Source organism: Nocardia sp. NPDC006044, from assembly GCF_042871115.1.
Classification (GTDB): Bacteria; Actinomycetota; Actinomycetes; order Mycobacteriales; family Mycobacteriaceae; genus Nocardia.
Genome location: NZ_JBIAID010000001.1, coordinates 1,431,620 through 1,458,066, shown reverse-complemented (window position 1 = coordinate 1,458,066; position 26,447 = coordinate 1,431,620). Strand labels below are relative to the sequence as shown.

The following is a 26,447-nucleotide window of genomic DNA, read 5'->3' as shown; positions in this document are numbered from 1 at the left end:
ACACAGTGGGGGTCGGGGTGTCCAGCATGCTGGACGCAGTCATCCGCGTGGCTGCCGCTCGGGCACCGGAAGCCATCCGTCCTCCACTGCCCGCTTGTACAGGTCGGTCTTGGTCGGCGCGGGACGGCCCGCGTCGGCGTACTTCTGCCGGATGCGGCCGAGGTAGTCGTTGACCGTCTGTTCGGACAGACCGGTCAATCGCGCTACCCGGGAAGCCTTCTCGCCGGACGCGTACAGCGTGAGCACCTCTTCCTGACGCGGGCTGAGCCCGACATCGGACAGCTGCGGATCGCCGTCGATGGCGGCGGCCCAGTCGGTGGTCACGACCTGTTCACCGGAACCCGCGCGGCGCACGGCGGCGACCACGGTCTGCACGTCCTCGGACTTGCGCACCACGCCGAGCACCCCGGCCCGCGCGGCGGACCGCACGAGGAACGCGTTGTCCGCGCCGGTGAAGATCAGTACCTCGATGCCGCGGTCGCGCAGGGCGCGCACGTTGTCCTCGGGCGTCGACCCGTCGGCCAGGCGCAGGTCGAGCACGACCAGATCCAGTTGCGGTAGATCCTGAGCGGCGGCCAATAACTCCGGCACCGTGCCTGCGGTCAGCACCAGGTCGAGATCGGGTTCGGGCGCAAGCATCGCGGCCAGTCCGATCGCTACTGATTCGTGGTCTTCGACCACTCCGATCCGGCGCGGTGCGTTATTGCCCCCTTCGGCCAACGTCACCTGAAATCTCCATTCCCGAGCAAACTCGTCACATCCCCACCGCAACAACGTTCTGCCAGTATGCCGGGCCGAAGCACCGAATGGTCAGACACCAGAAATCGGGGCCGTGCCTAAATGACATCCGGCAGAGATTGTCACTGTCAGCTATTTCGGGGACAAAAACTGTCAGTCGCCCATTAGTTGCGCGGCAATGGTCGCACCGAGCTCCCAGCAGCGCTGGATGTCGTCCTTGGTGGGTGGGCCGGACACGATGACCGGTGCGGCCGACTGCTGCCAGCCGAGGCCGGTGGTGACCCGTTCCACCCCGCGTTCGGCGCCCTCGGTGCCCTCGTTGCCGTGCAGGTAGAAACCGAAGGGCCGACCGGTGGTGGAGTCGAGACAAGGATAGTAGAACGTGTCGAAGGCGTGCTTGAGAGCACCCGACATGTAGCCGAGATTGGCCGGGCTGCCCAGCAGATATCCGTTGGCGGCCAACACATCCGAGGCGGTGACCGCGAGCGCCGCGCGCCGCACCACCTGGACGCCCTCGATCTCCGGATCGTTCGCGCCGGAGACCACCGCCTCGAACATGGCCTGCATGTGCGGGGACGGTGTGTGGTGGATGATCAGCAGCTGCGCCACACGACGAGCTTAGTGTCCGGTCGCGGCGCGCGGGGTCGGTGCACGCCGCGGGCAGGTTGCGCGCGTCTTGCTCGAATCGTCGCGACGAGTCGGTTCGCGGATATCCAGCGAAGTGTCTGCCATCGGTCTGCCGGCATGTCCGTCTGCGATGAACGGCCGCGAAAAATCTTCGGACGTGAGCGAATTCACCAGGGGGCCGGCGCGCCGTGACCGATTCGGCCGATGTCCCGTCGCGAACGCGTAGTTGAAACCGCCACTACCACGTCGAGTCGGTTCGGCGGTGAAATCTGCGACCATCGGCGTTCGTGAAACTTCGCGAATTGAGCGGCTCGTTGTGCAGGGGTTCAGCGGGTTCGGTCGCGTTCGAGTTTTTCCAGCGCGACGGCGCGGCGCATGGTGGCGCGGGCGCGGGTGCGGTCGCCGGCGTAGTCGTAGGCACGGGCGAGGCGGTAGGAGACCCGCCAGTTGTCCGGGTCTGCCTCCCATTCGGTTTTGACCTGGGCGAACAGTTCGTCGGCGGCGTCGCGTTCGATGCGGCCGGACGGGCGGTGTGGAAGTTCGGAGACGTCGAGTTCGCCGCCCTCCTCGTGCATGCGCCGGGCCAGGCGCTGATGGGCCAGCGCGGCGAGCACGGTGGCCCAGACGACCCAGACGCCGACGAACGGCAGGATCAGCACCCCGATGCCGATGAGGATCGCGGCGACGCCGCCGGCGCCGATGAGGCTGAACGCGATTCGGCCGAGCAGCAGGAAGTAGAACCCGAGCACCAGGACCAGGACCGCGAGGAACGCGACGATCTTGATGACGTCCCGGTTCTGCTTGGCCCCGTCCGCGGCGGGGTCGGCGGCGTTCACGCCCGCACCTCGATGCGCTCGCTCACAGGTCGAGGAAGGGGTCGAGGCCGACGGTGAGGCCGGGCCGCTCGGCGATCTCGCGCACGCCGAGCAGCACGCCCGGGGCGAACGAGGACCGGTCGATGGAGTCGTGCCGGATGGTGAGCGTCTCGCCCTGGGTGCCGAACAGCACCTCCTGGTGGGCGACCAGCCCGGCCAGGCGCACCGAGTGCACCCGCACGCCGTCGACGTCGGCGCCGCGCGCACCGTCGAGTTCGGTGCTGGTGGCGTCGGGGCTGCGGCCGACGCCGGCCTGCTCGCGGGCGGCGGCGATCAGGCCGGCGGTGCGGTAGGCGGTGCCGGAGGGCGCGTCGGCCTTGTTCGGGTGGTGCAGCTCGATGACCTCGACCGATTCGAAGAACCGGGCGGCCTGTTCGGCGAAGCGCATGGACAGCACCGCGCCGATGGCGAAGTTCGGTGCGATCAGCACGCCGGTGTCGGGGCGGTCGGCCAGCCAGCCGCGCACCTCGTCGAGGCGGGCGGCGTCGAAGCCGGTGGTGCCGACGACCGCGTGGATGCCGTTGCGCACCAGGAACTTCAGGTTCGACATCACCACGTCGGGGTGGGTGAAGTCGACGACCACCTGTGCGTTCGCCGCGGTGAACGCGTCGAGCGAGTCTTCCTTGTCGACGGCGGCGACCAGTTCCAGATCGGCCGCGGCGTCTACCGCCGCGCAGATGGCCTGTCCGACTTTGCCGCGCGCTCCGAGCACTCCGACCCGTGTGGTCACCGCACCTCCTCTTTCCGCTTTCGTCGGTGCCAGCCTATCGACCTGGTCGAGGCGGCGGTCTGCTGACCTCTGTGATTTACATTGCTACATGCGCATATTTGCGCGTCCCCGGCATCTCCCCTACCGTCACGGGCGTGGTTTCGATTCGGGAACGGGCAGCGATCTTCTTCGGGCAGCACGACCGCAAGAAACTCGATGCCGGACAACACAGTTGGCGGTATTACACCGGCGGCGCCGGCGATCCGGTGCTGCTGCTCGGCGGTGGTGCGGGGATCGGTATCGGCTGGCTCGATCTGGCACCCGCGCTGACGCCGCGCTTCCGGACGATCGCACCCGACTATCCGTCGGGCGCCGGCTCCTGCGCCGAGTTGATCAACGGTCTGGTCGCGGTGCTCGACGCGGAGGGGGTCGATCGGGCGCATGTGGTCGGGCAGTCGGCGGGTGGCATGTTCGCGGAGCTCCTGTCGCGTCGGGTGCCGGATCGCGTCCGGTCGCTTACTTTGTCGAGCACCGGGTTGTACGGGCCGGAGGATGTGGACCGGCTGCGGATGCGGGTCGAATCCACCTTGTCGACGCCGTGGCCGGAGACGCGGGAGGCGATTCGTACCGCGCTTCGGCGCACCTGGCCGGACTCCGAGGACGCCGAGTTCTGGATCGAGCAGGTGGTGACTGCCACTGACGCGGCGGGCAGCGCCGGTGCCGCCAATTCCTATCGTCTGCTGCTCGAACTCGCCGAGGGTGTCGACGAACTCATGCGAGGCCCCGCCTGGGCCGGACCCACGCTCCTCTTCCGCGCGGACGACGATCCGCTGATCACCGCCACCCACACCGGACGCCTGCGCGACCTGCACCCGGACTGCGATTTCCGCACCTTCGCCGAGGGCGGTCACTCCTTGCTGATCAGCCGGACCGCCGACTACATCGCCCTGGTGACCGAGTCCCTCTCCCGCACATGACTATTCGTCCCAGGGGCACAGCAGCCGCACGCCGGTGCCCTGAAAGTCCTTGCGGTTACGGGTGACAACGGCCAGATCGTGTGCTTCGGCGGTGGCCGCGATCAACCCGTCCACCGCATCCACCCGCTGCCCGACGCCGTCGGATCTGGCGCGGATCCGGCCCCACGCCTGCGCGACGCCGAAGTCAACCGGCAGGAGTCGATCGTCGAATCGGTCCGCCACCTGTTCGGACAGCCAGGTGGTCAGCCGGGCTTTGCGCCGTCCGTCGGACATCCGGTCGACGCCGCGGCGGATTTCTCCGATCGTGATGACGCTCAGGAACATTCGTTCCTCGTCGGCCTCGTGCAACCACCGCATCAGGCCGGGGTCGGGTCGCGGCTTGATCCACTCCGAGACGGCGTTGGTGTCGAGGAGGTAGCCTGCGGGCTCGGCCTCGAAGGCCGCCATCACAGGGTCACGTCGCGATGCCGCGCATCGGTCCTGTCCCGTTCCACCACTAGGTCCGCGTCGCGAAGCGGCGAGTCGGCGAAAAACTCGGCCAGACTCCCCTGCCTCGCGTTCCGGCGACGCCATTCATCGATGGCTACCACGACGGCGACTTCACGCCCATGCTTGCTGATCACCTGGGGTCCCTCCCGCTCTACCGTGTCGATCAACTCGGACAGTCTGGCCTTCGCGTCGGCAAGGGGCCATGCGATGTCAGGTCGCTCCGACCGCTTTCGAGCCATCCGATCACCCGTTTCGACTACTCTGACTACTCTGACTACTCGAGAATAGCTATCGGACGGCCTCGGCGCCAGCCATATTCGCGGCCATCTTTTCCAGCACCCGCATGGTCTCGGCGAACTGCTCGTCGGTGATACCCTCGGCCATCTTCTGGCGGCGCGCGCCGATCCGAATCCAGGCCCGCGCGTGCAATTCCCGGCCCGAGCCGGTCAGCGCGAGCGTGCCCGACTCGTCGACGACCAGCCCACCGGCGACGACCGCCGCGAGCTCGGCGTCCCACTCCGCCGAGTCGGCCAGGAACGGATCGAGCGCCGCGTACAGCTCGGTCGACCGCTGCGGTCCGCCGGACAACGAGTGCAGGATCTGCCAATGCCTGCGGCTGAGCCCGCCGGCGGCGAGGTCCTCGTCGAACCGCTCGGTGATCAGGCGATCGAGTTCGACGAGCCAGTAACCGATATGGCGGCGCACGGCCATAGTTCCTCCCAAAGCATGCAAATGAACAACTACATGTACTATTACATGCACATCTGGTGGAGGGAAAGAGCACACACGCGGAAGGACCCGATGACGGAGCACGATGCGATCACCGAGGCCGTCGAGGCGGCGATGGTCCGGATACGGCGCAGACAGACCCGCGGCGCACTGGCCGGCGACTCGCCGATCCCGGTCGCCCTGCATCGCGTGCTGGACGCGGTAGCCGCCGCCGAATCCCCTACGGTCACCGCCCTGGCCTCCGCCCTCGGCGTCGATCAGCCGCGCGCCAGCCGCCTGGTCGCCCAGGCCGTTTCACACGGACTGCTGGAACGCGTCGCCGATCAGCACGACGGACGCCGCGCCGTGCTCCGCCTCACCGGCGACGGGCAGCAGGCGATGACGGCCGCCCGGACCGGGCGCCGCACCGCGATGGCCGCGGCGATGTCCGGCTGGACCGCGACCGAGCGCGCCGAATTCGCGCGCCTGCTGGCACGTTTCGTCGACGCGATGGACGCGCCGGACCCGCGCTGAGTGCCGGTGGCTCGGGTCAGTCGAAGACGATCACCTGGCGCAGCGCGTGACCGGCGGCGAGTTCGTCCATGGCGCGGTTGATTTCGTCGAGACCGATATGCGCGGACACCAACCGCTCGACCGGCAGCCGGCCTTCGCGCCACATGCCGACATAGGTAGGAATGTCGCGAGACGGAACAGCCGAGCCGAGGTAGCTGCCGACGATCGAACGCCCTTGCGCGACAAGCGCAAGCGGGGAGATGCCGGCCCGGGCGTCAGGAGCGGGCAGCCCGACGGTCACCGTCGTGCCGCCGGGCGCCGTTGCGGCGACGGCGGTTTCGAAGGCGCGAATGTTGCCCGCGGCCTCGACCACGATCTCCGCCTGCACCCCCAGCTCGGCCACCTGCGCCGGTGTGTACGCCGCGGTAGCGCCCAATTCCGTGGCCAACGCGAGCTTCTCCGGCACCGTGTCCACGGCGATGACCTCCCGGCCATCCGCCGCCAACGACACCGCGACCAGCACCGCCGCCATGCCGACCCCGCCGAGGCCGACCACCATGATCCGGTCCCCCGGCCCCGGCTTCGCCGAATTCAGTAGCGCGCCACCACCGGTCAGCACCGCGCAGCCGAGTACCGCCGCCACCTCGGGCGGCACGTCGTCGTCGACCGGAACCACCGACCGGCGGTCCACCACGGCATGGGTGGCGAACGCGGACACCCCGAGATGGTGGTGCACCGCATCGCCGTCGCGAGTCAGCCGCCGCCCACCGCCGAGCAGTTCACCCGCGTTGTTGGCGACGCTGCCCGGAATGCACGGTGTCCGGCCGCCGGTCGCGCAGCCGGCACATTCACCGCAGCGCGGCAGGAAGGTCATCACCACGCGCTGCCCGACCGCGAGATCGCTGCCGCCGGGACCGATCGCCTCGACCCGCCCCGCCGCCTCGTGCCCGAGCAGCATCGGCACCGGCCGCACCCGATTACCGTCGACCACCGACAGGTCCGAATGGCACAGCCCGGCCGCCTCGATCCGAACCAGCAGCTCCCCCGCGCCCGGCTCGCCCAGCTCCAACTCACCCACGCTGATCGGCGCCGATTCGGCGAACGGCACGGGCGCCGCGATCCGCTCCAGGACCGCCCCACGAATCTTCATTCCGCCGACGCTACCGTCCGCACTGTCCCAGGCACAGGGGCAGCGGCTACCGCACCCGATCCGCGACCGTGGTGGCCCGGTGGAGCAACCACTCCAAGGGTCCGCGGCGGAAGAACCGGCTCCAGCAGTAGGCGAACATCATGATGATCGCGCTCAGACCGAGCAGCACCGGGAGCGAACCGGCCGGGAGCACGTCGAAGCCGAGGACGGCGATCGCGACAACATGAAATACGTAGGCGGTCAACGACATACTGCCGACCGCGAGCAGCGGCGTGGTCACCCGCGAGCGCCGCAGGGGCCCGTCGCACGCAGCCAGGCAGGCGACCAGAACGGTCAGCGCGACACCGGTATTCGCGATGATCGACAGGGTGGTCTCGCTGTGCGGCATCGCCCCCAGCTGGTATCGCCAGCCCGACGGATCGTCGGCCATGTCGGACCACCACGGCGCGTACATGATTCCCGGCCGCTCCCGCATGCCCGACGCGAAATGCAATGCCAGCGCGGACCCGCCGTACCCCAGCACCGCGAGACCGACGCCGGCCGCCGCCAGCCGGACCCGAATCACGGTGGCGGTCAAGTCGAGTCGAGCGACGGCCATACCCGCGAACACGAACGGCATCCAGCTCAGCGCCGGATAGTTGCCCGTGACCAGCAGCCCGATGACCCCGTCACTACTTCCGGCCGGATCGCCCCGGCTGCCGAGCCAGGCCAGCGGATCGAACCGGTTGACCGCATCGGCCCAGCCGAGATCTGTCAGGACCAGGAACACGATCTGCGGCAACACCACCGCACTCACCGCCGCGATCACCGCCAACGCACCCGCCCGCAACCGCGCGAACGGCAACGCCAGCAGGAAGTACATCCCGTAGTAGGCCAGAATCACCTCCACCTTCGTCCCGGTCGCGGTCAGCGCGGTGCCGATCACCAGCAGGATCCCCGCTCGAATCAGAATCCTGACCCGCGCCTGCCGCCCCGCCCGCCCCACCTTCGGCACCCGCCGCCCGGTGATCAGCAGAATCGAGAACCCCGCCAGAAACGCGAACAGCGCCGAGGACCGCCCATGCGTCAGCTCCATGACGAAGCCCAGGACCCCGCCCTCGCGCGGATCCGGCCCCACGTGCGCCGCGTACATCCCGAGCACCGCGAGACCCCGCGCCAGATCCACCCCGAGCAATCGCGCACCGGCAGGCACCGCATCACCGGTTCGCGCGGCCGCAACCGCACTGGCCGGAGACGGAGGACCGATCTCGGCATCGATCGATGCCGGAGTTCCGTTGTGTGCCATACATTCATCGTCGATAACGCCCGATTCATCCGGTATCCGGCACGCGTCCGGATGATCTCCGCCCGGTGGCGGGCGGCGCCCCGCCGACCGGCTGGACCATCCCCGTCGGCCGGCCGTCGCGGCGCCTCGCCGACAGAGCGGTACCTCGCCGGGATCTAGGCTCACGTGCAGGAACAGGGATGGCGAAGGAGGTGTGGCGGGTGATTCGGGTGGTGGTCGTCGACGACGAGGCGCTGGTGCGGTCCGGTTTCGAGATGATCCTGAATGCGGCCGCCGACATCGAGGTGGTCGCGACGGCGACCGGGGCGGAAGCGGTCAAGGCGGTGACGACGGCCCGGCCGGACGTCGTGCTGCTCGACATCAGGATGCCCGATGTCGACGGGCTGACCGTGTTACGGCACCTGCGGGCCACGCCCGACCCGCCGGTGGTCGCGATGCTGACGACGTTCGACACCGACGACTACATTCTGTCCGCATTGCGTTCCGGCGCAGCCGGTTTCGTGCTCAAGGATACCGAACCCGAACAACTCGCCCAGCTCACCCGCACCCTCGCCGCGGGCGGCGTCGTGCTGTCCCCGAAGGCCTCGGCCGCTCTGCTGCGCAACGCCGAACCGGCCACCGCCGCGGGCATCGACGCCGACGCCGCGCGCGTCGAACGGCTCACCGGACGGGAACGCGCGGTGCTGGTGCTGATCGCCGGCGGCCTGTCGAACGCGGAGATCGGTCAGCAGATCCACCTGAGCGTCGGCACGGTGAAGGACCACGTCAGCGCCATTTTCACGAAGTTGCGGGTGACCAGCCGGGTGCAGGCCGCATTGCTGGCGCAGCGGGCCGGTCTGCTGCCGTGAACCGGCTCCCCGCGTGGCTGATCGACCTGGCGCTCGTCGCGATCGCCGCGGCCGACGTGCTCGTCGACGGCGGCGTCAGCACCCGGCTCGAACTGGCCGCCGCGGTGCTCGCGTGCGCGGCGTTGCTGCTGCGCCGCCGCTTCCCGTTGCTGACCTTCGTCCTGACGCTGCCGGTGAGCTGGATGCTCGACATCCTCGTCGCTCCGGCGGTCGCGCTCTACACCCTGGCCGAGCGCACGAGCAACCGCGCGCTGCTGTGGGCGGCCGTGCTCGCCACCTCGATCGCCGCATCGGCTCCGTGGCCGCTCGGCGTCACGTTCGACCAGCGCGGCGCGCTCGTCTCGTTCGCCTACTCGCTGGCCTGGGCGGGCGCGCCGGCGCTGCTCGGCCAGCTCGTGCGGACCCGTCGCGACCTGTCCTATCGGCTGGTCGAGATCGAGGAGGCGCGCGATCACGAACGGCTGCTGCACGCCCAGGCGGTGCTCGCCCGCGAACGGGCGCAGATCGGCCGTGAGATGCACGACGTCGTCGCCCATCAGGTCAGCTTGATCGCCGTGCGCGCGGGCGCGCTCCAGGTGGCGGCCACCGATCCCGACGCGGCCGACGCCGCCCGCACCATCCGCAGGCTCAGCGTCGACACCCTCGACGAGCTCCGCCACATGGTCACGCTGCTGCGCGCCGCGGGCGGCCAGAGCACCGAGCTCACGCCCCAGCCGACCCTCGCCGATCTGCGAAAACTGCTCGACTCCAGCGGAATTCCGGTGGAGTTGCACGGCGAGCTGCCCGACGACGTGTCCGCGCCCGGCCAGCGCACCATCTATCGCACCGTGCAGGAAGCCCTCACCAACGTGCGCAAGCACGCGCCCGGCGCGAACGCGACCATCGAGCTGTGGCACGACAGCGACCATTTCGGCGTCACTGTCACCAACACCAGGTCGACCCGGCCCGCGGTGGCGCTGCCGAGCTCGCGGCACGGGCTGGTCGGCCTGGCCGAACGGGCCGAACTGCTCGGTGGCACCTTCGACTCCGGCCCGACCGCCGACCGCGGGTATCGCGCGGCCCTGCGGCTGCCGCGCTGACCCGAAACATGGTCTGTGTCACTGGATACTGGCGAAATCCATGGGACGTTTGCTAGCGTCGTCGATCGTGACGGTGCTCCCGTTGGCCGCCTTGTACCGAGCCCGGGGTCGGGACCGTCACGGCACAAGGAGAAATTCCCCTGTCAGTACAGTTCAATCACACCATTGTCGGTTGCCGGGATAATCGCGTGACCGCAGAATTCTGGGCAGACATCCTCGGTACGGAACTAGGCGCCGAATGGGGCCCGTTCATTCCACTGCCGCTGGACAACTCGGTAACCTTCGATTTCGCGAACGTGCCACCGCACGTCACCGAAATCTCGCCCCAGCACTACGCATTCCTGATCTCCGAACCCGAATTCGACGTGGCCTACGAAAAGATCCAGCGCTACAAACTGGAGCACTGGGCCGACCCGCGTCAACAGGGTGTCAACCAGATCAATCACAATGATGGTGGCCGCGGCGTCTACTTCCTGGACCCCAACGGCCACTTCATGGAATTGATCACCGTCCCGTACGGTGGCTGGCCGAGTTAAGTGTTCCGGGGGCGGCAACTACTCGTATGCCGCCCCCGGGCAAACCGACTGATCCCTCTGTATTGTCGCTCTCGGCGACGATTTCCGCTGTCGCGGTTTGTTTTTCGAGTTGGGCGTGGCGCGCCTCGCGTCTGAGTACCCTTGACGTACTCCGGAAGGCCTTGCGGGGATTCGCACTTTGCGACTCTTATATCGAAACTCGTGCCGCTGGCGCGAGATACAGAAATGCGAGTAAATCCATGCCTATCGCCCTGCAGAATTTGATCGTGCTCGGGGACAGCCTGTCCGACGTCGGGAACAAACGGGAGGCCCCGACCGGGCTGTTCGCCCGTGCGATCAAAGCGATGCGCACCAACGAGATCGGCCGCTACAGCGACGGAAAGAACTGGACGGACTTCCTCATCGAGTGGACGGGAGCGGATCCGCTGGTCCAATCCACCAAGGAGCTCACCGAGCAGGCCACGCTGTACCATCGCAGCCTGAGCAAACACTCGCTGCTGCTGAAGACCGATGTCGACGCGAATCCGCCTGTCCGCTATGCCAATTACGCCGAGGGCGGCGCGATAGCGGGCTCCGACTGGAGTCCAAAGGCCGGCGCGCTGGGCTATCTGAAAACGCAAGTCACGCAGTACATCAAGGCCCGTAAGGCGCTGGGCGACCAGTACACCGGTGACACCATGCATATCATCTGGATCGGGCTCAACGACATCGTCACCGCCGAACGCGCCGAGGGCAACGTGATGACCTCCGCGGACGGCGCGTTCGAGGTTCCGCGCGGGATGAAGGACAAGGCGGGCACCGGCATCACGCCCGTGGTCGCGGAGATCAAGGGGCTGGTCGACAGCATCGCGAACGCGTTCCCCGGCCCGCCCGATCGCAATCACTTCATGCTGATCGATCTGCCCAGCCCGACCGTCTCGATCCGGTTCCAGGATCAGATCGCCGACGGCAAACGCAAACAGGTGGACCAGTTCTCGGCGAACACCGCCCGGTTCAACGAGGTACTCGACTACTTCGTCCGGTACTGGCCGATGACCGCCAAGGATCCGCAACCGGGCGCCACGCAGAACCACGTGAAGCTGGTGCGGATGTGCGACTGGATGACCTACGTCGCCGATAACGCGAAGGCATTCGACCTCACCGGATTCGCGCAGCTGCACGGTGTTTCGGTGCCCTATCTCGGCGAGAAGGACACTGTCGAACCGGCGATCCGCCGCTGTCTCACCACCAGCGACCTCGCCCATCCCACCCAGGCGGTGTACGAGCTGATCGCCAGGAAGATCGCGGACGATCTGCTCGACGGGTACACGCTGGGACGGCTGAACGCGCAGTCGTGGAAGAAGATTCGACCGTACGCGGACGTATAGCTCCTACTCGGGCCGCTCCGGCGGCCATGGGTTCGGTTTGACGTTGGCCGGCTTGCGGGTCGGGATGTCGTCCCAGTCGAAGTGGGTGCCGACCCAGGCCGTCGGCCGGTCGAAGGTGATCTCGCCGGCATTGAACTTGGCGTCGACGAAGGAGGTGTCGCCGAAGAAGTCGCCCTCGCTGAAATCGACGGAACGGCCGGCGAAGGTGGTGCCCGCGAAGGTGGTCTTGCCGTGGAATTCGGCTCGACTGAAATCGATCTCGCGGGTGCCGCGGTTGCGCATGCGGGCGGGGGCGCCGATTCGGGTCTCGTCGAAGGCGACGGTGCCCGCCTCGAACTGGGCTCCCGAGAAGGTGATTCGCGGGCTGGAGATGTCCGCGCCGGTGAAGGCGAGGTGCTGACCGTCCAGGGTGGCGCATTCGAACGAGGTGAGGTCGGCGTGGAACTTGGTGTCCTGGAACGAAGTTCGCTTCCCGGTGGTGCGGATACCGGCGAAGGTGGCGCGCGGGCCGACAAAAGTCGCCTGCTCGAAGGACACCGAGCCGTCGAACCGCGCGCCGTCGAAAGTGGTGCCGTACTCGGCGCGGACGGCCTTTTCCGGCCGGGTCGAACCGAAGTGCGCGTGGTCGAACAGCACGGGTCCGCCGTCGAAGGTCGCCTCCCGGAAGGTGACCTGCGGACCGGCGAAGCTGACGTGTTCGAAGGTGGTGCGGCCGCTGAATACCGCGCGGGCGAACGAGGTCTTCCGCCCGGCGAACACCGCGTGCCGGAAGTCGGCGCGTTCGATCACCGCGTTGTTGAAGGTGAAGTCACAGTTCGACCAGGAGACCTCGGCCGAGCGCTGCAGGTGATCGACGATCACCTGCACGATGGTGCGGCGCACCTCCCTATCGTTCTGCCGGAATTGGTAGACGCGTTGGACCTCGAGTCCCGATTCGTTGACCGTCTCCGCTTGCGACACAAGATGGTTCGCACCGGCGACCGGGTCGTAGGGCAGACGAAGATATGCGCAGAGCACGTCGACGCACTGCTGCCGCCGGCTCGCGGAACGGAACTCGTCGGCGATCCCGGTCATCGCGTAGACCCCGGCGATCCGCACCGCCACATCCGAATCGCCCAGTTGCCTGGACGCCGCCCCGAACAATTCGGCGAAGCGCCCGCGTTCGAGGTCCCGCTGCCGCCGGTAGGCCACCACCAGCGCGACGGCGCCACCGACGCCGGCCGCCACCGCCAACGCGATCTTGGTCAGATCCAGCTGATTCGGCGTCTCGGCCTTGGCCCCGAGCGCCAGCCACAGCAGCCACCAGGTGAGCGCCGCGATGCCGAGGCCGCAGACAACCGCCACCAGCACCGCGAGCAGCAACGCCGCGCGGTGCAGTCGGTCGCCCAACCTCCCCCATCGCATTAGCGCATGGTAGCCGCATTGCCGCCGGTCGACTACCGGACAAGATCGGCTATCCGTGCGCCCCAAACCCTTTCGAATGTCCTCTATCCACACCGGGCACACCGTGCGACTCGTTGGCGTCGGATGGCACAAAACGGACATCGATCGGCCATCGCGTCGCTCGGCTACGCGGCCGTTCCGCTCGAGTACGCTGCGGAGATGTCTGCATCCGATGCGCTCGATCCGGTAGCCGAAGTCGAGGCCGTGCACGCGCTGCTCGCCACCTGGTTGGGGACCGACGCCGAGCCGGATGTGCTCGAGCGTTTCGCCGCGACCCAGCACGACACCATGTCCATGGTCACCACCGGAGGTACGCGTCTCAGTCGCTCCGAACTCCTGTCCGGCCTGCGGCGCGCCCGCAACGCCCGGCCCGGCCTCGATATCGAGATCTCCGAGGTGGAGGTGCTGTTCGCCGAGGGGAATGTGACCGTCGTCCGCTTCATGGAACGGCACCACTTCGACGGCAATCACGCCGACCGCTGGACGACCGCGGTCCTGACCACCGAGGGCCGCCCGCCCCGCTACAGCTGGCGAGTGTTGCACGAGACCGAGGCGCCCGGCGAGTAGCGTCGCGGAGGCATCGGCGACCTCGAGCCTCGTCGATCAGGGAGCCCTCCGCGAACGGCCCCAGGGCGAGCCGTATGCGCGACGCTCAGGGCACGGTGCCGGAATCTTGCGGACGCGCACGAAATCGCTGGCTACTTCAGGCGCGGCGGACCGATGCGTGCGCAGCGGGACGATTCGGCTGCGGGAGGGCGGTTCAGTGCGCGGCGGGCAACATTCACCGCGGTTTGTTCAGCGGCGCGCATTCGCTCTTTCCAAGCCGGAGAACGGGATTGGTGAGTACCGTCCGAATATGGCAAATGATGTGTTGGTGCTGGGGGCGGGGGTGATCGGGCTGACCACCGCGGTCTGCCTGGCAGCGGAGGGCCATCGGGTCCGGGTGTGGGCGGAGCGACCGCCGCAGCGGACGACGTCGGCCGTGGCGAGCGGGCTGTGGGGACCCGGCAGCACGCCAAGGGATTTGGCGTGGAGCCGAGTGACCTTCGCCGAATTCACCGCGCTGGCCGAGGATCCCGCGTCCGGTCTGCATTTCGAACGCGGACTTCAGGTTTCGAGCACCTGGCCCGAACCGCCCTCCTGGATCGAGGATTTGGTCGACGTGCAGATGTGTACTCCCGACGAGCTGCCCCCGGGCATGCGGTTCGGCTTCCGGTGCACGGCCCCGCTCATCGATCTGCCCCGCTACCTGCGCTACCTGACCGATCGCCTTACCGCACAGGGCATCACGATCGAGCAGCGAACCGTGCACGATCTCGCCGAGGCCGCGGCCGCCGCACCCGTCGTGGTGAACTGCACCGGCGTCGCGGCCGGCAAACTCGCCGGCGACGACGCCGTCCAACCCGTCCGCGGGCAGCACGTGATCGTCCGCAATCCCGGCATCGCCGAGTTCTACGTCGAACTCGGCGGCGAAACCGAATGGGCCGGCTTCTTCCCGCACGGCGATCGCCTCATCCTCGGCGGCGTCCGCCAGCACGGTCAGTGGAGCCTGGACCCGGATCCGGAGATCGCCGACCAGATCCTGCGCCGCTGCATCGCCGTCGAACCGAAACTCGCGACCGCCGAGGTGGTAGGCCACGAAGTCGGCCTCCGCCCCGGCCGCACCGAAGTCCGCCTCGACGAGGAGCGCATCGGCGAATCCCGCATAGTGCACAACTACGGCCACGACGGCCAGGGCGTCAGCCTGTCTTGGGGCAGTGCCCGCGAGGTCGCGGGGATGCTCGCCGACTGATCACCGCGCTGAGTTACGGAAACGACTGCGGCTGAGCCAGGACGTCGTTCGGAGATCCCGGCTGGCCGGGGTGAGACAGTTCTTTCGAAGAGCGGATGACGGGATTTGAACCCGCGACCCTCACCTTGGCAAGGTGATGCGCTACCACTGCGCTACATCCGCATTCGCACCCCGGGTGACTCCGTGATGCGAGTAGAACTTTAGCTGATCGACGGCGGAAAATGCCAATCCGGGCTCAGGCGGCCGTCCGGGTGCGGCGCAGGCCGAGTCCGGCGGCGGTCAGGCAGGCCAGCGCGACGACCCCGACGAACCAGGGGAACACCGTGCTCAGCCCCCAGGTGGTGGCCGCCCAGCCGGCCAGGATGGTGGGCAGCGCCATGGCCGTGTAGGCGAGCAGGTAGTAGGCCGACATGGTCTCGCCCCGCTTCTGCTGCGGCACCACCTCGGACAGGTGTCGCAGCGAGCCGCCGAAGCCGAGTCCGAAGGTGGCGCCGAGCAATACACCGGCCAGCAACACCACGACCCAGTTGCCGGTGTGCAGCGCGGGCACGGTGAGCAGCAGCGCGATCGCCATGCCGGTGTCGCCGCCGATGGCCGCGCGGCGGGCCGGGATCTTGGTGGCGAACAGCTGCGAGGTGGCGCCGGCCAGCGCGGTCGACGCGACCACCGCGCCGCCGAAAACCAGGTTGTGGATGCCGGTTTCGGCCGAGGCCAGCGACGGGTACAGCGACAGCAGCACGCCGAGCACCGACCAGGCCGCCATCACGCCGAGCGCGGAGAACCAGAAGTCGCCGCGAATCTCCGGCGGCACAGCGGGTTTCGCGATCCGGATGCGTCCGGCGATGCGACCGGTGTGCGGCTCCTCCAGCGCGATGACGCCGATGCCGATCACCAGGCAGACCACGGTGATGACCACGTACGGCGTGCGCAACGGATGCGGCGCGTACTGCGCGAGCAGGGCCGAACCCAGAATCGCCACGGCCATACCGACATTGAACGCGACCCCGGTGAGCTGACCGGACCGCGCGCCGTGCTTGGGCCGCAGATCCAGCAGCGCCGCCGCGCCCGCGACCACCGTCGCCCCCACCGCGAACCCGTGCAACGCGCGCGCCACCAGCAGCATCACCACGTTGTCGGCGAGCAAGAACACCGCCAGCCCGGCGATCATCGTCACAAAAGCGCCGAGCAGCACCGGCTTCCGGCCGACCACGTCGGAGATCTTGCCGGACACCAGCACCGCACCCAACGCCGCGAACGCGTAGACAGCGAATACGAAAGTCGTGGTGAGCGGCGAGAAATGCCACTCCTTCTGGTACATGCCGTACAGCGGGGCGGGCACTCCGGACACACCGAGCGCCACTCCGCCGGCGGCCAGCACGAGCCCGTAGGCCCAGCGCTGCGAGGTCCGCTCGTCAGCGGCGGGCACCGCGATCGTCGCTGCCATCGAAACTCCGATCAGGTAAGTTTGATAATGATCGAACCGCATTCGACGGTACAGCTAGTTTGACGATCATCAAACCCCGGAGTGAGGTAGATCATGACCGAAGCTAAGGAGGCGGCGGCCGACGCCCCGCCGGTGGCCGGGTTATCCACCGTGCTCGGCGCGATCCAGGACCCCATCCGCCTGGAGATGGTGCGCCGCCTGAGCAACGCGGGCGTCGCGGTCCGCTGCAACGAGCTCTACGACGTGATCAACAAGTCGACCGCGACGCACCACTTCAAGATCCTGCGCGAGGCAGGCGTGATCGAGCGGGTGATCGTGGACGGCCAGATCTGGCAGCGCCTGCGCGCGCGAGATCTCGAATCCGCGCTGCCCGGCGTGGTGTCCGCGGTGGTCGAGGCGGCCAACCGCGCGAACGCGAAGTAGCTCAGCCCTCGACCAACCGGCGCACCGCGGCGGGCAGCTCCCGAGTTCGCTTGTAGGGGCCGGCGATCGACGCCGCGAACGGCCGCGACAGCAGCGTGTTCGCGATGGCGGAGACCTCGTCGGTGGTGACCGCGTCGATCCGGGCCAGCGTTTCCGACACGCTGCGATGGTTGCCATAGCTGAGTTCGCTGCGGCCGATGCGGTTCATCCGGGACGCGGAATCCTCCAGGCCGAGCACCAGCCCACCGCGCAGCGAACCCTTGGCCCGCGCGCACTCGGCGTCCGTGATGCCGTTGGCCGCAACCTCTTCCAGCACCCCGCGGGCCAGCGTGGCCACCTTGCCGAGGTTTTCCGGCTGGCAGCCGATGTACACCGAGAACGCGCCGGTGTCGGCGAAGGTGTCCACGCTGGAGTACACCGAGTAGGCGAGCCCGCGTTCTTCCCGGATCCGTTGGAACAGACGGGAACTCAGCCCGCCGCCGACCACGGTGTTGAGCACCGAGAGCGGCCAGCGCCGCTCCCCCTCGTGCCGCCCGAAGGCACGCACACCGAACGCCAGGTGCGCCTGCTCGCTGTCGCGGTGGCTCCAGTGCAGTTCGGGATCGCCGGCCGGGCGGAACTTGCCCTCGCGGCGCTTGGCCGGGGTGGCGGCCGGATCGAGCCGATTCTCGAACGCGCGGTGCACCAACTCCACCGTGTGCTCGTGTTCGACATTGCCCGCGACCGCGACGACCATCCGGTCCGGCCGGTAGCGGCGCAGGTGGAAACCGCGCAGCTGCGCGGCGTGCATCGCCTCGATGGATTCGATGGAGCCGATCACCGGCCGCCCGATCGGATGATCACCGAACAGCGCGGACAGGAACGCGTCGCCGACCAGGTCCTCCGGGTCGTCGTCGCGCATGGCGATCTCCTCGAGCACCACCTGGCGTTCCAGGTCGACGTCCTCGGCCCGGCACAGCCCGTTGAGCACCACGTCGGAGACCAGATCCACGGCCAGCGGCAGGTCCTCGTCGAGCACGTGCGCGTAGTAGCAGGTCTGTTCCTTCGCGGTGAACGCGTTGAGCTCGCCGCCGACGGCGTCCATCGCCTGCGCGATGTCCAGTGCCGTGCGCGTGGGGGTCGCCTTGAACAGCAGGTGTTCGAGGAAGTGCGCCGCACCGGCGACGGTGGGGCCTTCATCGCGGGAGCCGACACCCACCCAGACGCCGATCGAGGCCGAGCGCACGCCGGGCACATGTTCGGTCACCACGCGCAGTCCGCCGGGTAGCACGGTGCGTTGAACGCCGGGATCGGTCATGTTGGCTCGCAGCTCCAGTGACGAACCCCCCTGCTCGCGTCGGAGCAGAGGGGTTGTCGTCTTCTTCGTCGTCACAAAGACAAGTACTACTCGGTCGCTGCCGCGCCCGCATCAACGGTCTCGGCTTCCGCGGAGTTTCCTGCCGCTTCGGCGTTGTCATCCTCGACCGGGACCAGCGAGATCTTGCCGCGATTGTCGATATCGGCGATCTCGACGCGCAGCTTGTCGCCGACGTTCACCACATCTTCGACCTTGGCCACGCGCTTGCCGTTGCCGAGCTTGGAGATGTGCACCAGGCCGTCCCGGCCGGGCAGCAGCGACACGAACGCGCCGAAGGCGGTGGTCTTGACGACCGTGCCCAGGAAGCGCTCGCCGACCTTCGGCAGCTGCGGGTTCGCGATGGCGTTGATCTGGTCGATCGCCGCCTGCGCCGCGGGGCCGTTGGTCGCACCGACGTAGACCGTGCCGTCGTCCTCGATCGAGATGTTGGCGCCGGTCTCCTCGGTGATCTGGTTGATCACCTTGCCCTTGGGCCCGATCACCTCGCCGATCTTGTCGACCGGGATCTTGATCGCGGTGACCCGCGGAGCGTACTGGCTCATCTCGTCCGGGGTGTCGATGGCCTCGGCCATGACCTCCAGGATGGCGGTACGGGCGTCGTGCGCCTGGCTCAGCGCACCGGCCAGCACCTGCGAGGGGATGCCGTCGAGCTTGGTGTCGAGCTGCAGCGCGGTGACGAAGTCCCGGGTGCCCGCGACCTTGAAGTCCATGTCGCCGAAGGCATCCTCGGCGCCCAGGATGTCGGTGAGGGCGACGTAGCGCACCTCGTCCTCACCCTTGTCGTTGGTGATCGTGTCGGACACCAGGCCCATGGCGATGCCGGCGACCGGCGCCTTCAGCGGCACACCGGCGTTCAGCAGCGACAGGGTCGAGGCGCAGACCGAGCCCATCGAGGTGGATCCGTTGGAGGACAACGCCTCCGACACCTGACGGATGGCGTACGGGAACTCTTCCTGGCTCGGCAGCACCGGCATCAGGGCCCGCTCGGCGAGCGCGCCGTGGCCGATCTCGCGCCGCTTCGGCGAGCCGACGCGGCCGGTCTCACCGGTGGAGTACGGCGGGAAGTTGTAGTGGTGCATGTAGCGCTTGCTGGTCTCCGGGCCGAGCGAGTCGACCTGCTGGGCCATCTTCACCATGTCGAGGGTGGTGACGCCGAGGATCTGCGTCTCGCCCCGCTCGAACAGCGCCGAACCGTGCGCCCGCGGCACCACGGCGACCTCGGCGGACAGCGCGCGGATGTCCGCGAGACCGCGGCCGTCGATGCGGAAGCCGTCGGTCAGGATGCGCTGGCGGACCAGCTTCTTGGTCACCGAGCGGAACGCGGCGCCCAGCTCCTTCTCGCGGCCGGCGAAGTCGTCGCCGAGCCGGGACAGCACGTCGAGCTTGATCTCGTCGATCTTGGCTTCGCGCTCCTGCTTGTCCGCGATGGACAGCGCCTCGCCCAGCTCACGCTTGGCGGTGCCCTCGACGGCCTCGTAGACGTCGGCCTCGTACGGCGGGAACAGCGCGAACTCACCGGTCGGCTTGGCGGCCAGCTCGGCGAGGTCGGCCTGCGCCTTGCACAGCCGGGCGATGAACGGCTTGGCGGCCTCGAGGCCCTCGGCCACGACGGCCTCGGTCGGCGCCTGCGCGCCACCGTCGATGAGCGCGATGACCTTGTCGGTGGCCTCGGCCTCGACCATCATGATCGCGACATCACCGGACTCGACCACGCGGCCCGCGACGACCATGTCGAACACGGCGCCCTCGAGCTGCTCGACGGTCGGGAACGCGACCCACTGGCCTTCGATCAGCGCGACGCGCACGCCGCCGACCGGGCCGGAGAACGGCAGACCGGCGATCTGGGTGGACGCGGACGCGGCATTGATCGCCACCACGTCGTACAGATCGTTCGGGTCCAGGCTCATGATCGTGACGACGACCTGGATCTCGTTGCGCAGGCCGTCGACGAAGGACGGGCGCAGCGGCCGGTCGATCAGGCGGCAGGTCAGGATCGCGTCGGTGGACGGGCGGCCCTCGCGGCGGAAGAACGAGCCGGGGATGCGGCCCGCGGCGTACATGCGCTCTTCGACGTCGACCGTCAGCGGGAAGAAGTCGAACTGGTCCTTCGGGTGCTTGCCCGCGGAGGTGGCGGACAGCAGCATGGTCTCGTCGTCGAGGTAGGCCACGACCGCGCCGGCGGCCTGGCGGGCCAGCCGGCCGGTCTCGAAGCGGACGGTGCGGGTGCCGTAGCTGCCGTTGTCGATCAGCGCGACGGATTCGAACACACCGGGCTCGACCTCTACGGCCGAGGACTTGCGTTCAGTTGTTTCGGTCATTCTCTTCTCTCAACCTCTCGTCTTCGCCGGATCGAGCGCCCGCTGGCGCGATCCGGCTCTTCGTCAGCCGTACCTGGTATGGACGCGCGGCAACCCTCCTGGCTGCGGCGCGAGCACCCGGCCGAATCCCCTTGAATCACGGCGACGCGGAGGCGGTCATCGATCGAAGCCCGCCGGCGGTGTTCGCCCCTGCCGGGAGGCCACTACCGAAGACCGACGCCACGCAGGCGGGTGCTTACGGCTGTGCAATGTCGTCGTATTTCCGGGCGCGCAGAAGTGTGCGGCCCGCATACACGAATAGCCAACGGGGAGATTGTACGTCTCCCCGTTGGCCGGGTCTGCGGCTACCTCGGGTAACCGGCGTGTGGAGCGATCAGCGGCGCAGGCCGAGACGCTCGATCAGCGAACGGTAGCGCTGGATGTCGTTGGCGGCCAGGTACTTCGACAGCCGGCGACGACGGCCGATCAGCGCGAGCAGGCCGTGCCGGGTGTGGTGATCGTGCTTGTGCACCTTGAGGTGCTCGGTGAGGTCGGAGATCCGCTTCGACAGCATCGCGATCTGGGCTTCCGGCGAGCCGGTGTCCTTCTCGTGCAGGCCGTATTCCTTGAGAATCGCCGACTTCTGCTCGGTGGTCAGGGCCATGAGGCATCCACTCTCTATTTCAGTACCGCGCTCGAATTTCCGGTTACCCGGGCCGGGTGCCGCCGCGGACCGCAGCAAACCCGAGGATCTACATTACCGGATCGAATTCGGCGAACCGAATCGGGCTAGCGGTCGTCCACGGCGATCAGGATCTTGCGCGCGTTTTCCACGTCGCGACCCATGTGCTCGATCAGTTCGTCGACCGAGTCGAATTTGCGCTGGCCGCGGACGTGATCGACGAAGTCGACCGCGACGTGCTGGCCGTAGAGGTCGGCCTCGCCGTCGAGAACGTACGCCTCGACCGTGCGGGCCCGGCCGGAGAAGGTGGGATTCGTGCCGACCGAGATGGCCGCCATCGCGCGTTCGCCCGGGGTCACGGTGCCGATGGTCGGGCCGGGGCCGAGCACGGTGAACCAGCCCGCGTACACACCGTCGGCCGGGATCGCGGCGTGCATCGGCGGCGCGACGTTCGCGGTCGGGAAGCCGAGCTGACGACCGCGGCCGTCACCGTGCACCACCACGCCCTCGACACGGTGCGGGCGGCCGAGCGCCTCGGCGGCCGCGGCCATGTCGCCCGCGTCCACGCAGGCGCGGATGTAGGTGGAGGAGAAGGTGACCGCGTGTTCGCCGAGCAGCTTGACGCCGTCCACCTCGAAGCCCCAGCGGGTGCCGAGCTCGCGCATGGTGTCGATGGTGCCCGCGGCCTTCTTGCCGAAGGTGAAGTTGTCGCCGACCACGACCTCGGCCACGTGCAACCGCTCGACCAGCAGGTCGTGCACGTAGCGCGCGGGGGTCAGCTTCATGAAGGCCTGGGTGAACGGCATCACGCAGAACACGTCGATGCCCAGTTCCTCGGCCAGTTCCGCACGCCGGGTCAGGGTGGTCAGCTGGGCCGGATGCGAGCCGGGCCGGACCACCTCCATCGGGTGCGGATCGAAGGTCATCAGCACCGCGGGAACCCCGCGCGCGGCCGCCGATTTCACCGCCCGGCTGATCAGCTGCGCGTGTCCGCGGTGCACGCCGTCGAACACGCCGATCGTGAGTACACATCGGCCCCAGTCCGCGGGAACGTCGTCCAGCCCTCGCCATCTCTGCACAGCCGCAGCTTATATCGCGCAGCTGAACGGAGTTCGACCGAAGTCCGTGATGTCACACGCGGCTTCCGGTGTTGTGTACGAGTGATGAATCCCTGGTTCCACTGTGCGGCGAGCTGTGTCTTTCGGCATTGCTGTGCTTAAGCTCGAGTATGTGCCCGGTAAACGAGACATCGCCACCCGCCGTGAGCTAGCCGACGCTGCCGCGCCGAGACAGGCCACCGGCGGCACCGCGACGATCGCGCCGGTGCTCTCCTCGGTTGCCCAGGACTATCTGAAGGTGATCTGGACCGCACAGGAGTGGTCGCAGGAGAAGGTGTCGACCAAGTTGCTCGCCGAACGCATCGGGGTCTCCGCGTCCACCGTGTCCGAGGCCGTGCGCAAGCTCGCCGATCAAGGCCTGGTCGAGCATGCCCGCTACGGGTCGATCACGCTGACCGACGGCGGGCGCCGGGCCGCGATCGCGATGGTGCGCAGGCATCGGCTGATCGAGACGTTCCTGGTGAACGAGCTCGGCTACGGCTGGGACGAGGTGCACGACGAGGCCGAGGTGCTCGAGCACGCGGTCTCCGAACTGCTGATGGCGCGCATCGACGCCAAACTCGGCTACCCCGACCGGGATCCGCACGGCGACCCGATCCCCTCGGTCGACGGCGCCGTGCCGACCCCGCCGGCCCGCCAGCTCAGCGACTTCGGCGCCGGAGAGTCCGGCCGGGTCGCGCGCATCTCCGACTCGGACCCGGACATGCTCCGCTACTTCGACTCCGTCGGCATCGCCCTGGACACCGCCATCACGGTCGTGGAACGCCGGGATTTCGCCGGCACCATCGCAATTCGCATCGGCACCGCCGAAACCCCCACCGACCTGGGCAGTCCCGCCGCCGAAGCAATCTGGCTCACCACCTGAGGGGGTTGCCCACCGTCGTGGGTGCGGCGCACAGCCCGTAGAGGCAACCCACCATTGAGGATGCGGTGCACAGCCCACCTTCGAGGGCGCGCCGCACCGACCGCCCACTCATCCCGGGGGATTGCCAGCGGGTCTATTGACGAACCGCGAGGTCGCGGCGGGCTCGATCGTCAATGCGATTCGGCGCCTACTGTTCCGCCAGTTCGGCTGCGCGGGGCGCGACGGCCGCGGCGAAATCCGTGACTGCCGCAGTGCCGCCTGGGTCCGGAGTCAGGACTTCCCCTGCGGCGAGCACGTCGCAGACGGCGCGGTCGACCGCTTCGGCGGCCGGGTGTTCACCGAGGTGGTCGAGCAGCACCGCGCTCGATCGTCAATGCGATTCGGCGCGTGCCGGATCCACCAATTCCGCGGCGCGACGGGGGCATCGAGGGCGCAGGCCCACCACCTGAAGGAGCAGTCACCATCAACGGCGGCCGACCGACTGCGCAGGTCGCAGTCGCATCGGGCGGCTCGTATCGGTCTCGATCGTCAATGTGGTTCGGCGCCTACCTGAGTCGTTAGTTCGGCGGCGCGGTCGGCGATGGCGGCGGCGAGGTCCGTGGTTGTGGCGGTGCCGCCGAGGTCTGGGGTCAGGACTTTGCCTGCGGCGAGCACGTCGCAGACGGCGCGGTCGACTGCGGTGGCGGCCGTGTGTTCGCCGAGGTGGTCGAGGAGCATTGCGCCGGCGAGGATTTGGGCTACCGGGTTTGCGATGCCCTGACCCGCGATGTCGGGGGCGCTGCCGTGCACTGCTTCGAACATCGATGGTGCGGTGCCCGCGGGGTTGATGTTGCCGGACGGGGCCAGTCCGAGTCCGCCGGTGACCGCTGCGGCCAGGTCGGACAGGATGTCGCCGAACAGGTTCGAGCCGACGATCACGTCCAGGCGGTCCGGGTGCAGGACGATCTCCGCGGCCAGCGCGTCGACGTGCATCTGCCGGGTTCGCACGTCGGGGTATTCGCCGGAGATGCGGTCGAACACGCTGTCCCAGTACGGCATCGAGTGGATCAGGCCGTTCGACTTGGTGGCCGAGCACAGTGTGCCGCCGCGTTCGCGCGCCCGGTCGAAGGCGTAGCGGATGATCCGTTCGCAGCCGGCCCGGGTGAATACCGACTCCTGGAGCACGAATTCGTCCTCCCGGCCGGGGTTGTGTGTGCCGCCGATCTCGGAGTACTCGCCCTCGGAGTTCTCCCGCACGATGAGGATGTCGAGGTCCTCGGCGGTGCGGCCGCGCAGCGCCGACTCGGTGCCCGGCAGCAGCCGGACCGGACGGAGGTTGACGTACTGACTGAACGCGCGCCGCAACGGAATCAGCAGACCCCACAGCGAAACATGGTCGGGCACACCGGGAAAGCCGACGGCGCCAAGCAGGATCGCGTCGAAGCCGGCCAGCAGTTCGGGTCCGTCGGCGGGCATCATCTCGCCGGTGCGCAGGTAATTCGCGCAGGACCAATCGAATTCGGCCCATTCGATACCGGGCAGCACGGTGTCGAGCACCGTGACCGCCGCCGCGGTGACGTCGACGCCGATGCCGTCGCCGGGGATGGTCGCGATGCGGTACTTGCGGTCGGTCACAGGCGCACTCCGATGTATTTGGTCTCGAGGAACTCGTCGATGCCGATCGTCCCGCCTTCGCGACCGAGCCCGGACTCCTTGACCCCGCCGAAGGGTGCGGCGGGGTTGGAGACGACACCCTGGTTGAGCCCGACCATGCCGGTCTCCAAGGCCTCGCAGACCCGCAGCCCGCGCCGGAGGTGCTCGGTGAAAACATATCCGACCAGGCCGTACGGGGTGTTGTTGGCGCGGGCGATCACCTCGGCCTCGGTGCCGAACGCGGCGATCGCGGCGACCGGCCCGAAGATCTCGGTGTGGCACAGCTGGGCGTCGTCGGGCACGCCGGTCAGCACGGTCGCGGGATAGAAGTTGCCCGGACCGTCGATCGCCGTGCCGCCGGTCAAGACCTGCGCACCGCGGCGGCACGCGTCGGCGACCAGCTCGCTGACCTTGATCACCGCGTCGGCGTCGATGAGCGGGCCGACGACCACGCCGGGCTCGGTGCCCCGGCCCATCGGCAGGGCCGCCATCCGGGTGGCGAGCTTGGTCGCGAATTCGTCGACGACGTTGCGCTGCACGAAGATTCGGTTCGCCGCGGTGCAGGCCTGGCCGATGTTGCGCATCTTCGCCGCGAGCGCGCCCTCCACCGCCTCGTCCAGGTCCGCGTCGTCGAACACGATGAAGGCCGCGTTGCCGCCCAGCTCCATCGAGGTGCGCATCACCGTCTGCGCGCACTGCTCGAGCAGTCGCTTGCCGACGGCGGTCGAGCCGGTGAAGGACAGCTTGCGCGAACGGGGGTCCAGGATGAGCGGCGTCATCAGCGCGCCGGGGTCGGCGGTGGTGAGTACGTTGACCACCCCGCGCGGCACACCCGCGCGGTCGAGGAGGTCGGCGAGCGCGAGCATCGACAAGGGCGTCTGCTCAGCGGGTTTCACCACACAGGTGCAGCCGGCGGCGAGCGCGGGCGCGATCTTGCGGGCGCCCATGGCCATCGGGAAGTTCCACGGCGTGATCAGCAGGCTCGGGCCGACCGGCTGTTTGGTCACCAGGAATCGCGCGCCACCGGCCGGCGCGGGCAGATAGCCGCCGTCGAGACGCACTGCCTCCTCGGCGAACCAACGTAAAAACTCAGCGGCATAAGCGATTTCGCCACGCGCCTCGGCAATCGGCTTACCCATCTCCAACGTCATGATGAGCGCGAGCCGGTCGGTGTCGTCGAGCAGCGCGTGGTGCGCGCGCATGAGCAGGTCGGCGCGTTCCCTGGGCGGCGTCGCGGCCCACGCGGATCGGGCGGCGTGCGCGGCGGCCAGCGCGTCGAGACCGTCCTGCGGTCGCGCGTCGGCGACCGCGCACAGCGCCCCGCCGGTGGCCGGATCCAGCACGAGCAGTTCGGCATTCGTCTCGCACCACTGGCCGTCGATATACAGACCCGTCGGCACAGTGTCGATGACGGCTCGTTCCGCGGCGGACACGGTCTCGGTAAGCATCGGCGCCGGACTCCTTTCACTTGCCGGACGCGACCGTGGGCTATT

General features: G+C 68.4%; 28 protein-coding genes and 1 tRNA gene. 10 read left to right on the top strand and 19 right to left on the bottom strand.

What is annotated here, in order from left to right:
- Positions 1-39 precede the first annotated feature (39 nt).
- The 4 genes from ACFYO1_RS06875 to dapB all read right to left on the bottom strand — a co-directional run bounded on the left by ACFYO1_RS06875 (position 40) and on the right by dapB (position 2,970).
- A complete protein-coding gene (locus ACFYO1_RS06875) occupies positions 40-726 on the bottom strand; it encodes a response regulator (protein ID WP_387227910.1) in 687 nt (228 codons plus the stop codon).
- Between the two features lie 165 nt (positions 727-891).
- Positions 892-1,347 (bottom strand): flavodoxin family protein, encoded by a 456-nt coding sequence (locus ACFYO1_RS06870; RefSeq protein WP_150405769.1) that lies wholly within the window; start codon positions 1,345-1,347, stop codon positions 892-894.
- Positions 1,348-1,691: 344 nt separating this feature from the next.
- Complete coding sequence (locus tag ACFYO1_RS06865; protein WP_387227908.1) at positions 1,692-2,201, bottom strand: hypothetical protein; 510 nt, start codon at positions 2,199-2,201, stop codon at positions 1,692-1,694.
- A gap of 22 nt (positions 2,202-2,223) precedes the next feature.
- Positions 2,224-2,970 carry a 4-hydroxy-tetrahydrodipicolinate reductase gene (dapB, locus tag ACFYO1_RS06860; RefSeq protein WP_387227907.1) on the bottom strand — a complete coding sequence of 249 codons (747 nt, stop codon included), beginning with the start codon at positions 2,968-2,970 and terminating at the stop codon, positions 2,224-2,226.
- A gap of 134 nt (positions 2,971-3,104) precedes the next feature.
- On the opposite strand from dapB, the gene ACFYO1_RS06855 reads away from it, so the two are divergent.
- Positions 3,105-3,926, top strand: coding sequence for an alpha/beta fold hydrolase (locus ACFYO1_RS06855; RefSeq protein ID WP_387227905.1), 822 nt, complete (start codon positions 3,105-3,107; stop codon positions 3,924-3,926).
- On the opposite strand, the gene ACFYO1_RS06850 is transcribed toward ACFYO1_RS06855, so the two are convergent.
- The 3 genes from ACFYO1_RS06850 to ACFYO1_RS06840 are packed head-to-tail and all read right to left on the bottom strand — an operon-like array spanning position 3,927 to position 5,126.
- Positions 3,927-4,373, bottom strand: coding sequence for a type II toxin-antitoxin system VapC family toxin (locus tag ACFYO1_RS06850; RefSeq protein WP_387227902.1), 447 nt, complete (start codon positions 4,371-4,373; stop codon positions 3,927-3,929).
- Positions 4,373-4,654, bottom strand: a complete 282-nt coding sequence (locus ACFYO1_RS06845; protein WP_387227901.1) for a type II toxin-antitoxin system Phd/YefM family antitoxin — start codon at positions 4,652-4,654, stop codon at positions 4,373-4,375. The genes ACFYO1_RS06850 and ACFYO1_RS06845 overlap by 1 nt, the downstream gene beginning before the upstream one ends.
- A gap of 49 nt (positions 4,655-4,703) precedes the next feature.
- On the bottom strand, positions 4,704-5,126 hold the full coding sequence (locus tag ACFYO1_RS06840) for a hypothetical protein (protein WP_387227899.1): 423 nt from the start codon (positions 5,124-5,126) through the stop codon (positions 4,704-4,706).
- Between the two features lie 90 nt (positions 5,127-5,216).
- Between ACFYO1_RS06840 and ACFYO1_RS06835 the strand changes: the two genes are divergently transcribed.
- Positions 5,217-5,657, top strand: a complete 441-nt coding sequence (locus ACFYO1_RS06835) for a MarR family winged helix-turn-helix transcriptional regulator (RefSeq protein ID WP_387227896.1) — start codon at positions 5,217-5,219, stop codon at positions 5,655-5,657.
- 16 nt (positions 5,658-5,673) lie between these two features.
- Here the strand turns inward: ACFYO1_RS06835 and ACFYO1_RS06830 are convergent, their stop codons facing one another.
- Together ACFYO1_RS06830 and ACFYO1_RS06825 are read right to left on the bottom strand one after the other, a co-directional pair.
- Positions 5,674-6,786: an alcohol dehydrogenase catalytic domain-containing protein gene (locus ACFYO1_RS06830; RefSeq protein ID WP_387227894.1), complete on the bottom strand. Its 1,113-nt coding sequence runs from the start codon at positions 6,784-6,786 to the stop codon at positions 5,674-5,676.
- 46 nt (positions 6,787-6,832) lie between these two features.
- Positions 6,833-8,071, bottom strand: coding sequence for a DUF418 domain-containing protein (locus ACFYO1_RS06825; protein WP_387227891.1), 1,239 nt, complete (start codon positions 8,069-8,071; stop codon positions 6,833-6,835).
- A 179-nt stretch (positions 8,072-8,250) separates the two neighbouring features.
- On the opposite strand from ACFYO1_RS06825, the gene ACFYO1_RS06820 reads away from it, so the two are divergent.
- The 4 genes from ACFYO1_RS06820 to ACFYO1_RS06805 all read left to right on the top strand — a co-directional run bounded on the left by ACFYO1_RS06820 (position 8,251) and on the right by ACFYO1_RS06805 (position 11,901).
- Complete coding sequence (locus tag ACFYO1_RS06820; RefSeq protein ID WP_387227889.1) at positions 8,251-8,919, top strand: response regulator; 669 nt, start codon at positions 8,251-8,253, stop codon at positions 8,917-8,919.
- The gene (locus ACFYO1_RS06815) at positions 8,916-9,998 is read left to right on the top strand and encodes a sensor histidine kinase (RefSeq protein ID WP_387227887.1); all 1,083 of its coding nucleotides are present in this window, start codon (positions 8,916-8,918) and stop codon (positions 9,996-9,998) included. The genes ACFYO1_RS06820 and ACFYO1_RS06815 overlap by 4 nt, the downstream gene beginning before the upstream one ends.
- Positions 9,999-10,138: 140 nt before the next feature.
- Positions 10,139-10,534: a VOC family protein gene (locus ACFYO1_RS06810; protein ID WP_387231738.1), complete on the top strand. Its 396-nt coding sequence runs from the start codon at positions 10,139-10,141 to the stop codon at positions 10,532-10,534.
- 239 nt (positions 10,535-10,773) lie between these two features.
- Entirely contained in the window at positions 10,774-11,901 is a 1,128-nt protein-coding gene (locus ACFYO1_RS06805) for an SGNH/GDSL hydrolase family protein (protein ID WP_387227885.1), read from the top strand.
- Between the two features lie 3 nt (positions 11,902-11,904).
- Here the strand turns inward: ACFYO1_RS06805 and ACFYO1_RS06800 are convergent, their stop codons facing one another.
- Positions 11,905-13,305 carry a pentapeptide repeat-containing protein gene (locus ACFYO1_RS06800; protein WP_387227882.1) on the bottom strand — a complete coding sequence of 467 codons (1,401 nt, stop codon included), beginning with the start codon at positions 13,303-13,305 and terminating at the stop codon, positions 11,905-11,907.
- 198 nt (positions 13,306-13,503) lie between these two features.
- Here ACFYO1_RS06800 and ACFYO1_RS06795 point away from each other — a divergent pair, with 198 nt between their 5' ends.
- Together ACFYO1_RS06795 and ACFYO1_RS06790 are read left to right on the top strand one after the other, a co-directional pair.
- Positions 13,504-13,911 (top strand): hypothetical protein, encoded by a 408-nt coding sequence (locus ACFYO1_RS06795; RefSeq protein ID WP_387227880.1) that lies wholly within the window; start codon positions 13,504-13,506, stop codon positions 13,909-13,911.
- A 289-nt stretch (positions 13,912-14,200) separates the two neighbouring features.
- A complete protein-coding gene (locus tag ACFYO1_RS06790) occupies positions 14,201-15,136 on the top strand; it encodes an FAD-dependent oxidoreductase (protein WP_387227878.1) in 936 nt (311 codons plus the stop codon).
- 90 nt (positions 15,137-15,226) lie between these two features.
- On the opposite strand, the gene ACFYO1_RS06785 is transcribed toward ACFYO1_RS06790, so the two are convergent.
- Positions 15,227-15,298: transfer RNA gene (locus tag ACFYO1_RS06785), tRNA-Gly, on the bottom strand.
- 73 nt (positions 15,299-15,371) lie between these two features.
- Complete coding sequence (locus tag ACFYO1_RS06780; protein ID WP_387227876.1) at positions 15,372-16,580, bottom strand: MFS transporter; 1,209 nt, start codon at positions 16,578-16,580, stop codon at positions 15,372-15,374.
- Between the two features lie 93 nt (positions 16,581-16,673).
- Between ACFYO1_RS06780 and ACFYO1_RS06775 the strand changes: the two genes are divergently transcribed.
- Positions 16,674-17,003, top strand: coding sequence for an ArsR/SmtB family transcription factor (locus ACFYO1_RS06775; protein WP_387227875.1), 330 nt, complete (start codon positions 16,674-16,676; stop codon positions 17,001-17,003).
- A gap of 1 nt (position 17,004) precedes the next feature.
- Here the strand turns inward: ACFYO1_RS06775 and ACFYO1_RS06770 are convergent, their stop codons facing one another.
- The 4 genes from ACFYO1_RS06770 to ACFYO1_RS06755 form a co-directional block, all read right to left on the bottom strand.
- On the bottom strand, positions 17,005-18,300 hold the full coding sequence (locus ACFYO1_RS06770; protein WP_387227874.1) for a M16 family metallopeptidase: 1,296 nt from the start codon (positions 18,298-18,300) through the stop codon (positions 17,005-17,007).
- An 86-nt stretch (positions 18,301-18,386) separates the two neighbouring features.
- Positions 18,387-20,678, bottom strand: a complete 2,292-nt coding sequence (locus ACFYO1_RS06765; RefSeq protein ID WP_387227872.1) for a polyribonucleotide nucleotidyltransferase — start codon at positions 20,676-20,678, stop codon at positions 18,387-18,389.
- Between the two features lie 373 nt (positions 20,679-21,051).
- On the bottom strand, positions 21,052-21,321 hold the full coding sequence (gene rpsO, locus ACFYO1_RS06760) for a 30S ribosomal protein S15 (protein WP_194834828.1): 270 nt from the start codon (positions 21,319-21,321) through the stop codon (positions 21,052-21,054).
- 125 nt (positions 21,322-21,446) lie between these two features.
- Positions 21,447-22,418: a bifunctional riboflavin kinase/FAD synthetase gene (locus tag ACFYO1_RS06755; RefSeq protein ID WP_150405749.1), complete on the bottom strand. Its 972-nt coding sequence runs from the start codon at positions 22,416-22,418 to the stop codon at positions 21,447-21,449.
- 235 nt (positions 22,419-22,653) lie between these two features.
- Here ACFYO1_RS06755 and ACFYO1_RS06750 point away from each other — a divergent pair, with 235 nt between their 5' ends.
- Positions 22,654-23,322: a metal-dependent transcriptional regulator gene (locus ACFYO1_RS06750; protein ID WP_387231736.1), complete on the top strand. Its 669-nt coding sequence runs from the start codon at positions 22,654-22,656 to the stop codon at positions 23,320-23,322.
- Between the two features lie 187 nt (positions 23,323-23,509).
- Here the strand turns inward: ACFYO1_RS06750 and ACFYO1_RS06745 are convergent, their stop codons facing one another.
- From ACFYO1_RS06745 to ACFYO1_RS06735, 3 genes are all read right to left on the bottom strand, one after another.
- On the bottom strand, positions 23,510-23,680 hold the full coding sequence (locus ACFYO1_RS06745) for a hypothetical protein (RefSeq protein ID WP_387227870.1): 171 nt from the start codon (positions 23,678-23,680) through the stop codon (positions 23,510-23,512).
- A 170-nt stretch (positions 23,681-23,850) separates the two neighbouring features.
- A complete protein-coding gene (locus tag ACFYO1_RS06740; RefSeq protein ID WP_387227868.1) occupies positions 23,851-24,936 on the bottom strand; it encodes a tartrate dehydrogenase in 1,086 nt (361 codons plus the stop codon).
- On the bottom strand, positions 24,933-26,402 hold the full coding sequence (locus ACFYO1_RS06735) for an NAD-dependent succinate-semialdehyde dehydrogenase (RefSeq protein ID WP_387227866.1): 1,470 nt from the start codon (positions 26,400-26,402) through the stop codon (positions 24,933-24,935). The genes ACFYO1_RS06740 and ACFYO1_RS06735 overlap by 4 nt, the downstream gene beginning before the upstream one ends.
- Between the last annotated feature and the right edge of the window lie 45 nt (positions 26,403-26,447).